13 protein-coding genes and 1 riboswitch are annotated in these 13608 nt (G+C 67.4%); of the genes, 10 read left to right on the top strand and 3 right to left on the bottom strand.

The genetic code is table 11. From position 1 onward, the window contains the following. Nucleotides 1–73 precede the first annotated feature (73 nt). The 4 genes from ctaC (at nucleotide 74) to ABT127_RS01405 (ending at nucleotide 4562) form a co-directional block, all read left to right on the top strand. Nucleotides 74–1033 carry an aa3-type cytochrome oxidase subunit II gene (gene ctaC / locus ABT127_RS01420; protein WP_351443808.1) on the top strand — a complete coding sequence of 320 codons (960 nt, stop codon included), beginning with the start codon at nucleotides 74–76 and terminating at the stop codon, nucleotides 1031–1033. Further along, entirely contained in the window at nucleotides 1030–2766 is a 1737-nt protein-coding gene (ctaD, locus tag ABT127_RS01415) for an aa3-type cytochrome oxidase subunit I (RefSeq protein ID WP_351443806.1), read from the top strand. The genes ctaC and ctaD overlap by 4 nt, the downstream gene beginning before the upstream one ends. Further along, entirely contained in the window at nucleotides 2763–3161 is a 399-nt protein-coding gene (locus tag ABT127_RS01410; protein WP_111661846.1) for a cytochrome c oxidase subunit 4, read from the top strand. Before ctaD ends, ABT127_RS01410 begins: the two co-directional genes overlap by 4 nt. 150 nt (nucleotides 3162–3311) lie before the next feature. Next, nucleotides 3312–4562 (top strand): L,D-transpeptidase, encoded by a 1251-nt coding sequence (locus tag ABT127_RS01405; protein ID WP_351443805.1) that lies wholly within the window; start codon nucleotides 3312–3314, stop codon nucleotides 4560–4562. A 61-nt stretch (nucleotides 4563–4623) separates the two neighbouring features. Here the strand turns inward: ABT127_RS01405 and ABT127_RS01400 are convergent, their stop codons facing one another. Continuing rightward, a complete protein-coding gene (locus ABT127_RS01400; protein WP_351443804.1) occupies nucleotides 4624–5025 on the bottom strand; it encodes a hypothetical protein in 402 nt (133 codons plus the stop codon). Between the two features lie 185 nt (nucleotides 5026–5210). On the opposite strand from ABT127_RS01400, the gene ctaE reads away from it, so the two are divergent. The 6 genes from ctaE (at nucleotide 5211) to ABT127_RS01370 (ending at nucleotide 12393) form a co-directional block, all read left to right on the top strand. Continuing rightward, on the top strand, nucleotides 5211–5831 hold the full coding sequence (gene ctaE / locus ABT127_RS01395) for an aa3-type cytochrome oxidase subunit III (protein WP_026246331.1): 621 nt from the start codon (nucleotides 5211–5213) through the stop codon (nucleotides 5829–5831). Nucleotides 5832–5912: 81 nt separating this feature from the next. Next, complete coding sequence (gene qcrC, locus ABT127_RS01390; protein WP_351443803.1) at nucleotides 5913–6722, top strand: cytochrome bc1 complex diheme cytochrome c subunit; 810 nt, start codon at nucleotides 5913–5915, stop codon at nucleotides 6720–6722. After that, a complete protein-coding gene (qcrA, locus tag ABT127_RS01385; protein WP_351443802.1) occupies nucleotides 6719–7783 on the top strand; it encodes a cytochrome bc1 complex Rieske iron-sulfur subunit in 1065 nt (354 codons plus the stop codon). The genes qcrC and qcrA overlap by 4 nt, the downstream gene beginning before the upstream one ends. Continuing rightward, nucleotides 7780–9417, top strand: coding sequence for a cytochrome bc1 complex cytochrome b subunit (gene qcrB, locus ABT127_RS01380; RefSeq protein ID WP_351443801.1), 1638 nt, complete (start codon nucleotides 7780–7782; stop codon nucleotides 9415–9417). The genes qcrA and qcrB overlap by 4 nt, the downstream gene beginning before the upstream one ends. A 143-nt stretch (nucleotides 9418–9560) precedes the next feature. Further along, nucleotides 9561–10625, top strand: coding sequence for an anthranilate phosphoribosyltransferase (gene trpD / locus ABT127_RS01375; protein WP_351443800.1), 1065 nt, complete (start codon nucleotides 9561–9563; stop codon nucleotides 10623–10625). An 86-nt stretch (nucleotides 10626–10711) separates the two neighbouring features. Continuing rightward, a riboswitch (SAM riboswitch) is annotated at nucleotides 10712–10829 on the top strand. A 187-nt stretch (nucleotides 10830–11016) separates the two neighbouring features. Then, nucleotides 11017–12393 (top strand): aminotransferase class V-fold PLP-dependent enzyme, encoded by a 1377-nt coding sequence (locus tag ABT127_RS01370; protein ID WP_351443799.1) that lies wholly within the window; start codon nucleotides 11017–11019, stop codon nucleotides 12391–12393. Nucleotides 12394–12504: 111 nt separating this feature from the next. On the opposite strand, the gene ABT127_RS01365 is transcribed toward ABT127_RS01370, so the two are convergent. Further along, a complete protein-coding gene (locus ABT127_RS01365; protein WP_351443798.1) occupies nucleotides 12505–12786 on the bottom strand; it encodes an Lrp/AsnC family transcriptional regulator in 282 nt (93 codons plus the stop codon). Beyond that, nucleotides 12783–13535 carry a rhomboid family intramembrane serine protease gene (locus ABT127_RS01360; RefSeq protein ID WP_502971606.1) on the bottom strand — a complete coding sequence of 251 codons (753 nt, stop codon included), beginning with the start codon at nucleotides 13533–13535 and terminating at the stop codon, nucleotides 12783–12785. The genes ABT127_RS01365 and ABT127_RS01360 overlap by 4 nt, the downstream gene beginning before the upstream one ends. Nucleotides 13536–13608 lie beyond the last annotated feature (73 nt).

The raw sequence follows: 13608 nt of genomic DNA, 5'->3' as shown, positions 1-13608 counted from the left end.
GCGGCGAGCGACCAGCGAGATGGCGGCCGTAGCCAACCAAAGAGCGCGGGCGAGACTCTCGGGAAGGCGCTACGTGAGTCCCAACGGCTCCGACCGCTCGTCGCGGCGCCCGATGCGGCGGAAGCTGCCGCAGGTGCTGACTGCGGGCCTGATCCTGGTTACCGCAACCGGTTGCACATACAAGGACTTCCCTCGTCTTGGTATGCCCACCCCGGTGACGGAAGAAGGTCCCCGGATCCTCTCCCTCTGGCAGGGCTCGTGGGCGGCAGCGCTCGCCACGGGCGTGCTGGTGTGGGGGCTGATCCTGTGGAGCATCATCTTCCACCGGCGTAGCCGCACCAAGATCGAGGTTCCGACTCAGACGCGGTACAACATGCCGCTCGAGGCGCTGTACACGGTCGTACCGCTCATCATCGTGTCGGTCCTCTTCTACTTCACGGCTCGAGACGAGTCGAAGCTCCTCAAGCTCTCCGACAAGCCGGACGTGACCGTCAACGTCGTCGGCTACCAGTGGAGCTGGGGCTTCAACTACGTCGAGAACGTGCCCGGCGTGTCCGGCGACGCGAAGACCTCCAAGGAGCTCTCGGGTATCCCCGAGCGCTTCAAGAAGGACTTCCCCGCCAACGCCGGCGGTGTCTACGAGGTCGGTACCCCCGGTACGCGGAACCCGCAGACCAACAACCCCGGCCCGACCCTCTGGCTCCCCAAGGGCAAGAAGGTCCGGTTCGTCCTCACTTCGCGTGACGTCATCCACTCCTTCTGGGTGGTTCCGTTCCTCATGAAGCAGGACGTCATCCCGGGCCACACCAACTCCTTCGAGGTGACCCCCAACAAGGAGGGGACCTTCCTGGGCAAGTGCGCCGAGCTCTGCGGCGTCGACCACTCCCGGATGCTGTTCAACGTGAAGGTCGTCTCTCCGGAGAAGTACGAGCAGCACCTCAAGGACCTCGCGAAGAAGGGGCAGACCGGTTACGTCCCGTCTGGCATCGCCCAGACGGAGCACGAGAAGAACCGGGAGACGAAGACAACGTGAGCATCCTCAACGAACCTCAGGGTGCCGCGGCAGCAGACGACTCGTACGAGAACGAGCTGCCGGTCCGGCCCAAGCGCCCCGGCGCGACTGTGATCAAGTGGCTGACCACCACTGACCACAAGACGATCGGCACGCTCTACCTGGTCACGTCGTTCGCGTTCTTCTGCATCGGCGGTCTGATGGCGCTCTTCATGCGCGCCGAACTGGCCCGTCCCGGCACGCAGATCATGTCGAACGAGCAGTTCAACCAGGCGTTCACGATGCACGGCACGATCATGCTGCTGATGTTCGCGACGCCGCTGTTCGCGGGCTTCGCGAACTGGATCATGCCGCTGCAGATCGGCGCCCCCGACGTCGCGTTCCCGCGGCTGAACATGTTCGCCTACTGGCTGTACCTGTTCGGCTCGCTGATCGCGGTGGGTGGCTTCCTCACCCCGCAGGGCGCGGCCGACTTCGGCTGGTTCGCCTACAGCCCGCTGTCGGACGCCGTCCGCTCGCCGGGCATCGGCGCCGACATGTGGATCATGGGTCTGGCCTTCTCCGGCTTCGGCACGATCCTCGGCTCGGTCAACTTCATCACCACGATCATCTGCATGCGCGCTCCGGGCATGACGATGTTCCGCATGCCGATCTTCGTCTGGAACGTCCTGCTGACCGGTGTCCTGGTCCTGCTGGCCTTCCCGGTCCTCGCGGCCGCGCTGTTCGCCCTGGAGGCGGACCGCAAGTTCGGTGCCCATGTATTCGACGCCGCGAATGGCGGCGCGCTGCTATGGCAACACCTCTTCTGGTTCTTCGGACACCCAGAGGTGTACATCATCGCCCTGCCATTCTTCGGAATCATTTCCGAAGTGATCCCGGTGTTCTCGAGAAAGCCGATGTTCGGCTACTCGGGCCTCATCGGCGCGACGATCGCCATCGCCGGTCTCTCCGTGACGGTGTGGGCGCACCACATGTACGTCACCGGTGGCGTCCTGCTTCCGTTCTTCTCCTTCATGACGTTCCTCATCGCCGTACCGACAGGCGTGAAGTTCTTCAACTGGATCGGAACGATGTGGAAGGGCTCGCTGTCCTTCGAGACACCGATGCTCTGGGCGATCGGCTTCCTGATCACCTTCACCTTCGGTGGTCTGACCGGTGTGATCCTGGCGGCCCCGCCGCTGGACTTCCACATCTCCGACTCGTACTTCGTGGTGGCGCACTTCCACTACGTCGTCTTCGGAACGGTCGTCTTCGCGATGTTCGCCGGCTTCCACTTCTGGTGGCCGAAGTTCACCGGAAAGATGCTGGACGAGCGGCTCGGCAAGATCACGTTCTGGACGCTGTTCTGCGGCTTCCACGGCACGTTCCTGGTGCAGCACTGGCTGGGCGTCGAGGGCATGCCGCGTCGTTACGCGGACTACCTCGCGGCCGACGGCTTCACCGCCCTGAACACGATCTCGACGATCTCCTCGTTCGTGCTCGGTCTGTCGATCCTGCCGTTCTTCTACAACGTCTGGAAGACCGCCAAGTACGGCAAGAAGATCGAGGTCGACGACCCGTGGGGCTACGGCCGTTCGCTCGAGTGGGCGACCTCCTGCCCGCCGCCGCGGCACAACTTCCTCACCCTGCCGCGCATCCGCTCGGAATCGCCGGCGTTCGACCTGCATCACCCTGAGATCGCGGCCCTGGACCAGCTGGAGAACTCCGGCCACGGATCCAAGGCGCTCGCTGGCGGCAAGGAGGCCGGCAAGTGAAGGTCCAAGGCAAGATGTTCATCTGGCTGAGCCTCTTCGTCCTGATCATGGCCGCCGTGTACGGCGTGTGGTCGAAGGAGCCGGCCGGTACGACGGCACTCTTCCTGGCGTTCGGCCTGTGCATCATGATCGGCTACTACCTGGCCTTCACGGCCCGGCGGGTCGACACCGGTGCGCAGGACAACAAGGAGGCCGACGTCGCGGACGACGCCGGCGAGGTGGGCTTCTTCAGCCCGCACTCCTGGCAGCCGCTCTCCCTGGCCGTCGGTGGCGCCCTCGCCTTCCTGGGCGTCGTCTTCGGCTGGTGGCTGCTGTACTTCGCCAGCCCCGTCATCCTGTTCGGCCTGTGGGGCTGGGTCTTCGAGTACTACCGCGGCGAGAACCAGAACCAGTAGCAGCGAGCCTGCTCTCGGCGTTCTGAACTGCCGTACGTGAAGGGCCCGGACACTCCCGAGGGAGCGTCCGGGCCCTTCCGCATGCCCCGACATGCCCCGTGCGGCCCAATCACCGCGCCGGAGGGGATGAACCTTCATACGGTTCTGTTCATGAGCCACTCACCGCGCATCCGTACGGTTCTGGGCTGCACCCTCGGTGTGGCGGCCCTCGGTGCGGGCCTCACGGCCTGCGGCAGCTCCTCCCACCCGCTCTCCGCCGCGCCGTACGACGCGGCGGGGCAGATCTCCTTCAGCGGGCCCGTGGGAGCCAAGAAGGCGGATCCGGACAAGCCGCTGGAAGTCACCGCACAGGGCGACGAGGCGCGCATCACCGATGTGACCGCCACGGACGCCATGGGCCGCTACGTAGCGGGCGAACTCACCGCCGACGGCCACCGGTGGCACTCCACGGCTCCGCTGGCCGCAGAGGCCCAGTACACGGTCCGTGTCTCCACCGAGGACGAGGACGGGGCCCAGGGCCGCAAGGTCCTCACCTTCGAGACCGGCAACCCGGCCAACGAGAAGGCCCTCAAGGTCACCTTCGGCCCCGACGCGGGCAAGTACGGCGTGGGCCAGCCCCTGGTCGCCGAGCTGAACAAGCCCGTCAAGGACAAGAAGGCCCGCGCCATCGTCGAGCGCGCCCTGAAGGTCGAGTCCAAGCCCGCCGTGGACGGCTCCTGGTACTGGGTGGACAGCAAGGAACTGCACTACCGCCCCAAGGAGTACTGGCCCGCCCACGCGACCGTCACGGCCCGCAGCAATCTCCAGGGCATCAAGGTCACCGACCGGCTGTGGGGCGGCGCGTCCAAGCCGCTCACCATCACCACCGGCGACAAGATGGTGGCCATCACCGACGCCGGCTCGCACTACATGACGGTGTACCGCAACGGGGAGGAGATCAACTCCATCCCGATCACCACGGGCAAGCCCGGCTTCGAGACCCGCAACGGCACCAAGGTCGTCCTCGGGCAGGAGTACTACGTGCGGATGCGCGGCACCAGCATCGGCATCTCCGAGGGCTCGTCGGACTCGTACGACCTGCCCGTGTACTACGCCACCCGGGTCACCTGGAGCGGTGAATACGTGCACGCCGCGCCGTGGTCCACCGGCTCCCAGGGCGCCGCGAACGTCAGCCACGGCTGCACCGGCATGAGCACCGGCAACGCCGAGTGGTTCTTCGACACCTTCCGCAAGGGTGACGTCGTCAAGGTCGTCAACAGCTACGGCGAGGACATGGACCCCTTCGGCAACGGCTTCGGGGACTGGAACCTCGGCTGGAAGGAATGGGGCAAGGGCAGCGCCCTGAACAACACGGACACGCCCGACCCGGCGCAGCAGGCCCGGCTCAGCCCGCAGCTCTGAGCACGCCGAGTGTGAGACTTCCGACTCCCGTACGCGCAGCGCGTACGGGAGTCGGCGCGTGTCAGGTCCCCACGGCGAGCCGTGCGCGCAGCAGGGCGGCCAGCGCGCCGGCGAATTCGACCGGTTCGACCGGAAGCGTCACCGCGGCGTCCGCGCGGCTCCAGGTGGCCAGCCAGGCGTCCTGGGGGCGGCCGATCAGGAGCAGCACGGGCGGGCAGCGGAAGATCTCGTCCTTGATCTGCCGGCAGACCCCCATGCCCCCGGCCGGCACGGCCTCGCCGTCCAGCACGCACACGTCGATCCCGCCGCGGTCCAGCTCCTTGAGGACCGCGGGCAGGGTCGCGCACTCGATGAACTGGACCTCGGGGGCGTCGGATGCGGGCCTGCGTCCGGTCGCGAGCCGGACCTGCTCGCGGGTGTTGGCGTCGTCGCTGTAGACCAGGACGGTCGCGGTCGACTGCATCGTTCCTCCGAGACATCGGCAGACATCGGCGTCTTACGGGCGTCGTTGGCGCGGAGCCTACTCCTCCCGACACCCCGTCAACAGCGGTTCGCACACGCCTCCGATGGGCCATATGGGCTGGACACACCCCCCAGACACTCCGAACGGCACCCCCCGGAGTGAGGGCGAGATAAGCGACCGACATAATGTCGGTCGTGGCGACAGCAACGACAGTAGAAACCGGGCACGCGCACCCGTCGGTCAATCGACCGAACCTCACCAGCGTCGGAACCATCATCTGGCTGAGTTCCGAGCTGATGTTCTTCGCGGCCCTCTTCGCGATGTACTTCACCCTGCGATCGGTGACCGGACCGGACCACTGGAAGGAAATGGCGTCCAGCCTGAACCTTCCGTTCTCCGCGACGAACACCACGATCCTGGTGCTCTCCTCCCTGACCTGTCAGCTCGGCGTGTTCGCCGCCGAGCGCGGGGACGTGAAGAAGCTCCGGATGTGGTTCATCGTCACCTTCATCATGGGTGCGATCTTCATCGGCGGTCAGGTCTTCGAGTACACCGAGCTGGTCAAGAAGGATGGGCTCTCGCTCTCCTCCGACCCGTACGGCTCGGTGTTCTACCTGACCACCGGCTTCCACGGCATGCACGTGACAGGTGGCCTCATCGCCTTCCTGTTCGTCCTCGGCAGGACGTACGCGGCCAGGAAGTTCACCCACGAGCAGGCGACCGCCGCCATCGTCGTGTCCTACTACTGGCACTTCGTCGATGTCGTATGGATCGGCCTCTTCGCCACGATCTACCTGATCAAGTAGTTCGCAGATCGCAGCATCGGGCGAAGCACCCGACACATTCCCGCAGCACCGACGCAGAAGATCCTGACACCGGGGTAATCCGTGAAAAAGCTCTCCGCACGACGACGCCATCCGCTGGCGGCGGTCGTCGTCCTACTCCTCGCGCTGGCGGCCACCGGGGGGCTGTACGCCGCGTTCGCGCCCGCGGACAAGGCGCAGGCCGATGAAACCGCCCAGTCCCTCGCCATCGACGAGGGCAAGAAGCTCTACTCCGTGGGCTGCGCCAGCTGCCACGGAACCGGCGGTCAGGGCACGTCCGACGGGCCGAGCCTCGTGGGCGTCGGCTCCGCCGCCGTCGACTTCCAGGTCGGCACCGGCCGTATGCCGGCCCAGCAGCCGGGGGCCCAGGTCCCCAGCAAGAAGGTCATCTACTCGCAGGCCGAGATCGACCAGCTCGCCGCGTACATCTCCTCCCTCGGCGCCGGCCCGGTCGCGCCGACCAGGGAGGACTACGACCCGAGCGGGGCGGACGTCGCCAAGGGCGGCGAACTGTTCCGCACGAACTGTGCCCAGTGCCACAACTTCACCGGTGAAGGTGGCGCGCTGACGCACGGCAAGTTCGCGCCGAGCCTGGAGGGCGTCAGCCCGAAGCACATCTACGAGGCCATGCAGACCGGCCCGCAGAACATGCCGTCCTTCCCGGACACGACGATGACCAAGCAGAACAAGAAGGACATCATCGCGTACCTCGACGCGGTCAACGGCGACAAGTCCGAGAGCCCCGGTGGTCTCAAGCTGGGCGGGCTCGGCCCGGTCAGTGAGGGTCTGTTCGCCTGGATCTTCGGTCTCGGCGCCCTGATCGCCGTAGCCATCTGGGTTGCCGCTCGGACCGCAAAGGCCAAGAAGTCATGAGTAGCCAAGACATTCCAGAAGAGAACCTGCCGGACGAGCGGGGCGCCGAAGAGGCAGCGCACGGTTCCGTCGAGCCGGCGAAGGACAACCCCTTCGCCGACCCGGGCCTGCCCCCGCACGAGCACCGGATCCAGGACATCGACGAGCGGGCCGCCCGGCGGTCCGAGCGCGTCGTGGCGATGCTGTTCACGATCTCGATGCTGGCCACCATCGGCTTCATCGCGTCGTACGTGACCATCAGCGCCCACAAGATCGTCTACATCTTCCCGATGGGGCACATCAGCGCCCTCAACTTCGCCCTGGGCACGACCCTGGGCGTGGCGCTGTTCTGCATCGGCGCGGGCGCGGTCCACTGGGCCCGCACCCTGATGTCGGACGTCGAGATCGCCTCCGAGCGTCACCCGATCGAGGCCGAGCCCGAGGTCAAGGCCCAGGTTCTGGCCGACTTCGCGGACGGTGCGCGGGAGTCGCAGTTCGGCCGGCGCAAGCTGATCCGCAACACGATGTTCGGCGCGCTGGCCCTGGTGCCGCTCTCCGGCGTCGTCCTGCTGCGCGACCTCGGCCCGCTCCCCGAGAAGAAGCTCCGCACCACGGCCTGGAAGAAGGGCCTGAAGCTCGTCAACATGAACACGAACGAGCCGCTGCGCGCTTCGGACATCGCGGTCGGCTCGCTCACCTTCGCCAAGCCCGAGGGCCTGGAGGAGCACGACGAGGAGTTCCAGAAGGAGATCGCCAAGGCGGCTCTGATGCTGGTCCGTATCCAGCCGGAGAACATCAAGGACAAGCAGGAGCTCGAGTGGTCGCACGAAGGTGTGGTCGCGTACTCGAAGATCTGCACCCACGTCGGCTGCCCGATCTCCCTGTACGAGCAGCAGACGCACCACGTGCTCTGCCCCTGCCACCAGTCCACCTTCGACCTCTCCGACGGTGCCCGGGTCATCTTCGGCCCCGCCGGTCACGCCCTTCCGCAGCTGCGCATCGCCGCTGACGATGAGGGTTACCTCGTGGCGCAGGGCGACTTCGCGGAGCCCGTCGGTCCTGCCTTCTGGGAGCGCGGATGAGTACTGCAACCACGAACGACGCGCCTTCTCGCGAGAAGGCACCGGCCGGTGAGCGTGTCGCCGACTGGGCGGACGGACGCCTCGGGATCTACTCCCTGGCCAAGTCCAACATGCGCAAGATCTTTCCGGACCACTGGTCCTTCATGCTCGGCGAGATCTGCATGTACAGCTTCATCATCATCATCCTCACGGGTGTGTACCTGACGCTGTTCTTCCACCCGTCGATGAACGAGGTGGAGTACCACGGCAGCTACATCCCGCTGCAGGGTCAGCTGATGTCCGAGGCGTTCAACTCGACCATGCACATCTCCTTCGATGTGCGTGGTGGTCTGCTGATCCGGCAGATCCACCACTGGGCCGCGCTGATCTTCCTCGCCGGCATGTTCGTGCACATGATGCGCGTGTTCTTCACGGGTGCGTTCCGCAAGCCGCGTGAGGTCAACTGGCTGTTCGGCTTCCTGCTGTTCGTCCTGGGCATGTTCACCGGCTTCACCGGTTACTCGCTCCCCGACGACCTGCTGTCCGGCACCGGTGTCCGCTTCATGGAGGGCGCGGTCCTGTCCGTGCCGATCGTCGGCACGTACCTGTCGTTCTTCCTCTTCGGCGGTGAGTTCCCGGGCGGCGACTTCGTCGCGCGGTTCTACTCGGTCCACATCCTGCTGCTGCCGGGCATCATGCTCGGCCTGATGGTGGCCCACCTGATCCTGGTCTTCTACCACAAGCACACGCAGTTCGCGGGTGCCGGAAAGACCGAGAAGAACGTCGTCGGCATGCCGCTGCTCCCGGTCTACATGGCCAAGGCGGGTGGCTTCTTCTTCCTGGTCTTCGGTGTCATCGCGGTGGTCGCGGCGATCGCCTCGATCAACCCGATCTGGGCCATCGGCCCGTACCGTCCGGACCAGGTCTCCACCGGCGCCCAGCCCGACTGGTACATGGGCTTCTCCGAAGGCCTGATCCGTGTCATGCCGGGCTGGGAGATCAACCTCTGGGGTCACACGCTCGTCCTGGGCGTGTTCATCCCGCTGGTGATCTTCCCGCTGGTCCTGGTCGCGATCGCGGTCTACCCGTTCATCGAGTCCTGGGTCACCGGCGACAAGCGCGAGCACCACATCCTGGACCGCCCGCGCAACGCGCCGACGCGCACCGCCTTCGGTGCCGCGTGGATCTCCTGGTACTTCGTGCTGATGATCGGTGGTGGCAACGACCTCTGGGCCACGCACTTCCACCTGTCGATCAACGCGATCACCTGGTTCGTCCGCATCAGCTTCTTCGTGATGCCGGTCCTGGTCTTCATCGTCACCAAGCGGATCTGCCTCGGTCTCCAGCGCCGCGACAAGGACAAGGTGCTGCACGGACGCGAGTCCGGCATCATCAAGCGCCTGCCGCACGGTGAGTTCATCGAGGTCCACGAGCCGCTCGACGCGGAGGCCCTGCACACGCTCACCGCGCACGAGCAGTACAAGCCCGCCGAGATCGGCCCGACGGTCGACGAGAACGGTGTGGAGCGCAAGGTGTCGCGTGCGCAGAAGCTGCGCGCCAAGCTGTCGAAGGGCTACTACGGGGAGCACAACCAGATCCCCAAGCCCACCGCCGAGGAGTACAAGGAGATCACCAGCGGCCACGGCCACCACTGATCTCTGAGGTTCCACCTCCGACGCTGATCGCCACGGCAAGAGCCCTCGTCCAGGCACTGGACGGGGGCTCTTTGCCGTCTCCGCCGCTCGATAAGGTGGGTGCCGTTCCCCATCCTCGTACGGACAACACCACAGGAGCGGCCATGAGCGCTTTGACCCCCGCTGGAGGCGACACCGCGGCGGGCCGTTCCTGGCCCAGTGTGCTGAACGGACTCCTCGACGGGCGCGACCAGAGCGCCGACGACACCGCCTGGGCGATGGACCGCATCATGAGCGGCGAGGCGACCGACGCGCAGATCGCCGCCTTCGTGGTCGCGCTGCGCGCCAAGGGCGAGACCGTCGAGGAGATCACCGGTCTGGTCCGCGCCATGTACGAGCACGCCAACACCATCGAGGTGCCCGGCGAGACCGTCGACATCGTCGGGACGGGCGGCGACGGCGCGAAGACCGTCAACATCTCCACCATGTCCGCCATCGTGATCGCCGGCGCGGGGACCAAGGTCGTCAAGCACGGCAACCGGGCGGCCTCGTCCGCCTCCGGCTCCTCGGACGTCCTGGAGAAGCTGGGCGTCAACCTGGACCTGACGCCGGCCCGCGTCCCCCAGGTGGCCGAAGAAGCGGGCATCACCTTCTGCTTCGCGGTCAAGTTCCACCCGGCGCTGCGGTACGCGGGCGCGGCCCGCGGCCAGATCGGCATCCGTACGGTGTTCAACCTGCTCGGCCCGCTGACCAACCCGGCCCGGGTGAGCGCGCAGGCCGTCGGGGTCGCCGATCCGCGGATGGCCCCGGTGGTCGCCGGGGTCTTCGCCGAGCGCGGCAACTCCTCCCTGGTCTTCCGCGGTGACGACGGGCTCGACGAGCTGACCATCACCGGGACCTCCCGGGTCTGGGTCGTGCGCGACGGAGCCGTCCGCGAGGAGGTCTTCGACCCGCGTGACGTCGGTATCGAGCCGGTCGGCATCGAGGCGCTGCGCGGCGGCGACCCGTCCTTCAACGCCGAGGTCGCCCGGCGGATCCTCGACGGGGAGCGGGGCCCGGTGCGGGACGCCGTGCTGCTGAACTCCGCCGCCGCGCTCGTCGCCGTACGCCCCGGTGGCGGCACGCTCGTCGAGCAGATCAGGGCCGGTATGGAGCGGGCCGCCGAGTCGATCGACTCCGGCGCCGCGAAGGCCACCCTGGAGCGGTGGGTCGTCGCCAGCAACCGCTGAGTGTGACGCAGGGCGCAGTCCTTCCTGTCTCAGGAGATGGACTGCGCCCTTGCCATTCCGGATACGTGTGGCAGGATCCTCTACAAGGTCATGAGTGACAGCGATCGAGGCCCCAGCCCGCTGTCCGGCAACCCTCCGTCCGTGGCGGGGTGCCCTGGGTGAAGACCAGGCCGTAGGCAGCGAGGTCTATGGCAAGCGCGGACCCCTGCACACCCTGGGGTCCTGGTCCTCAAGGGAGCAGTCTCGTGAGCAAGCGAATGCGATAGGGCGTTTCGGCCCCGCCTCTGCGTACCCGTTCCACTTTTCTTTCCATGCCGTCGAGCCCTGTTCCGTAGCGCTCAGCCGTGGCTTCGGCATGGTCAATTCGCTTACCGCGCCAGGGAGTTCACCCATGTCTGTTTCCGTCGCCGCCGCTGCCTGTACCCCGGCCCCCACCGACATCGCGGCCCCGCTTCCCGTGCTCGGCCGGGACGTCACCGTGCCGCTCGTCACCGGTGGCGAGGTGACCTACGCGGCCCTCGACTACGCCGCCAGCGCGCCGGCCCTGCAGCGGGTGTGGGACGACGTCGCCGCGTACGCCCCGTACTACGGCAGCGTGCACCGCGGCGCCGGGTACCTCTCCCAGCTCTCCACCGACCTCTTCGAGAACTCCCGCCGGACGGTCGCCGAGTTCCTGGACTGCCGCGACGGCGACCAGGTCGTCTTCACCCGGTCGACGACCGACTCGCTCAACCTGCTCGCCGCCGCGCTCCCCGCCGACTGCCAGGTCTTCGTCTTCGAGACCGAGCACCACGCCTCGCTGCTGCCGTGGCGCGACGCGCAGGTCACCTACCTCAACGCGCCGCGCACCCCCGACGAGGCCGTCGCCACCCTGGAGCGTGCCCTCGCCGACCGCGATCCGTACGGCCCCGCCCTCGTCTGCGTCACCGGTGCCTCCAACGTCACCGGTGAGCTCTGGCCGGTGCGCGAACTGGCGGCGGCCGCTCACGCGCACGGTGCCCGCATCGTGCTCGACGCCGCCCAGCTCGCGCCCCACCACCCCGTCTCCGTGCAGGAACTGGACGTCGACTGGATCGCCTTCTCCGGACACAAGCTGTACGCGCCGTTCGGCTCCGGCGTGCTCGCCGGCCGCTCCGACTGGCTGACCGAGGCCGAGCCCTACCTCGCCGGCGGCGGCGCCTCCCGCAAGGTCGCCCGGCGCGCGGACGGCGGCGTGGACGTCGAGTGGCACGAGAGCGCGGCCCGGCACGAGGCGGGTTCGCCGAACGTCATCGGCGTGTACTCCATCGCCTCCGCCTGCAAGGCGCTGACCGAGGCCGGGTTCGACAGCCTCGTCGCGCGGGAGCAGTACCTGATCGGCAAGGTGCGCGACGGGCTCGCCGCCGTGCCCGAGGTGAAGGTGCTGTCCCTGTTCGGGGACGACGCCCCGCGCGTCGGCGTCATCTCCTTCGTGGTGGAGGGCTGGAACTCCTCCCACTTCGCCGCCGCGCTCTCCGCCGAGTACGGGATCGGGGTCCGCGACGGCCTGTTCTGCGCCCACCCGCTGGTGCGTACGCTGCTCGGCTCCGACCCGCAGACGCAGGGCGAGTGCGGGTCGCCCGAGGCGGCGCCCGGGGAGAAGTCGCTGAACGCGATCCGGGTCAGCTTCGGCGCCGGTACGCCCGACGAGCACGTCGACCGGTTCGTCGCGGCCGTCACCGAGCTGGTCCGCAACGGCGCCGCGTGGAGCTACCGCACCGAGCAGGGGCGGTGTGTTCCGGCGTCGTGAGGCTCGGCCAGTCATGAAAGCCGCAGTCGCGTCTGCCTGGTTCGTGGGCAGTGCGTCTGCGGCTTTTCTGTGGTTGCTCGCGCAGTTCCCCGCGCCCCTGGCGGGGCGCTCCTAGCCGTCCAGGCCGATCGAGAAGGCGGCCTCGAGGTCGTGCTGGGAGTAGGTGCGGAACGCGACGTGCGTGTCCGTCGCCTCGACGCCCTGGATCTTGCTGATCCGGCCGGGGATGACATCCGCGAGGTCGTCGTGGCGGGCGACGCGGACCATGGCGATCAGGTCGTAGGTGCCGGTGACGGAGAAGACCTCGCTGACGCTGTCCAGAGCCGCGATCGACTCGGCGATCTCGGGGATCCGGTCCACGCTGGTCTTGATGAGCACGATCGCGGTGATCACGGCTGGCTGTCTCCCTCGGTGGCCGTGGCATGGGTCGGCTCAACCTTAGCCCGGCCCCTGTACCGCACCCACGCGTAGAGGAACCCGAGGGAGAAGCCGACGAGGTGCGCCAGATAGGCGACCGCGGGCCCCTGGGTGTCCTGGCCCGCGGCCGCCCACTGCAGCGCCACCCAGAACGGCAGCACCACCCAGGCCGGAAAGCGCAGGGGCAGGAAGAGAAGGAACGGGAACAGGCTCGTCACCCGCGCTCCGGGGAACAGGTACAGGAAGGCGCCGAGGACCGCCGAGATGGCCCCCGAGGCGCCGACCAGGCTCTGGTCGGAGTCGGCGTGGGCGACCGCGTACGCGAACAGCGCCAGATACCCGGTGATCAGGTAGAAGAGCGCGTACTGGACGCGGCCCATGCGCTCCTCGGCCATCGCGCCGAAGACGTAGAGGAAGAGCATGTTGCCCAGCAGGTGCAGCCAGCTGCCGTGCACGAACAGAGCGGTGAGGGGAGTGAGGGCGGCCCGCGCCGATCCTGCGAAGAGTTCGGAGGGGACCACGCCCCAGCGATCGAAGTAGGCGGTCTGTTCCGTGAGCAGCCGGGCACCTGTGCCGTAGGTGGGATTGAAGCCCGAGGCGGGAGAGATCACGAAGACCGCACAGCACAGCGCGATGATCCCGTACGTGACCGGGGCCGGATGCCCTCTGAGGAATGCGGTCACTTTTCCGAATTTTCCGGTCGCGTCGCGCCCGTCGCCGATCATGGGAAGAGCATGACGCAAGGCGGGGAGCGGGCGGCGTACGGCAGGCCGTAGGGTTACGGGCAATACAGCAAGC

The organism is Streptomyces sp. NPDC001904 (genome assembly GCF_040297005.1).
GTDB lineage: Bacteria > Actinomycetota > Actinomycetes > Streptomycetales > Streptomycetaceae > Streptomyces.
This window is presented reverse-complemented; position numbering and strand designations above follow the sequence as displayed.

What these genes read in the sequence shown, in the direction of transcription:
- trpD (WP_351443800.1), top strand. Translation starts at nt 9,561, where the DNA reads ATGAGCGCTTTGACCCCCGCTGGAGGCGACACCGCGGCGGGCCGTTCC.
- qcrB (WP_351443801.1), top strand. Translation starts at nt 7,780, where the DNA reads ATGAGTACTGCAACCACGAACGACGCGCCTTCTCGCGAGAAGGCACCG.
- ABT127_RS01360 (WP_502971606.1), bottom strand. Translation starts at nt 13,535, where the DNA reads ATGATCGGCGACGGGCGCGACGCGACCGGAAAATTCGGAAAAGTGACC.
- ctaE (WP_026246331.1), top strand. Translation starts at nt 5,211, where the DNA reads ATGTCGGTCGTGGCGACAGCAACGACAGTAGAAACCGGGCACGCGCAC.
- ABT127_RS01405 (WP_351443805.1), top strand. Translation starts at nt 3,312, where the DNA reads ATGAGCCACTCACCGCGCATCCGTACGGTTCTGGGCTGCACCCTCGGT.
- qcrA (WP_351443802.1), top strand. Translation starts at nt 6,719, where the DNA reads ATGAGTAGCCAAGACATTCCAGAAGAGAACCTGCCGGACGAGCGGGGC.
- ABT127_RS01400 (WP_351443804.1), bottom strand. Translation starts at nt 5,025, where the DNA reads ATGCAGTCGACCGCGACCGTCCTGGTCTACAGCGACGACGCCAACACC.
- ABT127_RS01370 (WP_351443799.1), top strand. Translation starts at nt 11,017, where the DNA reads ATGTCTGTTTCCGTCGCCGCCGCTGCCTGTACCCCGGCCCCCACCGAC.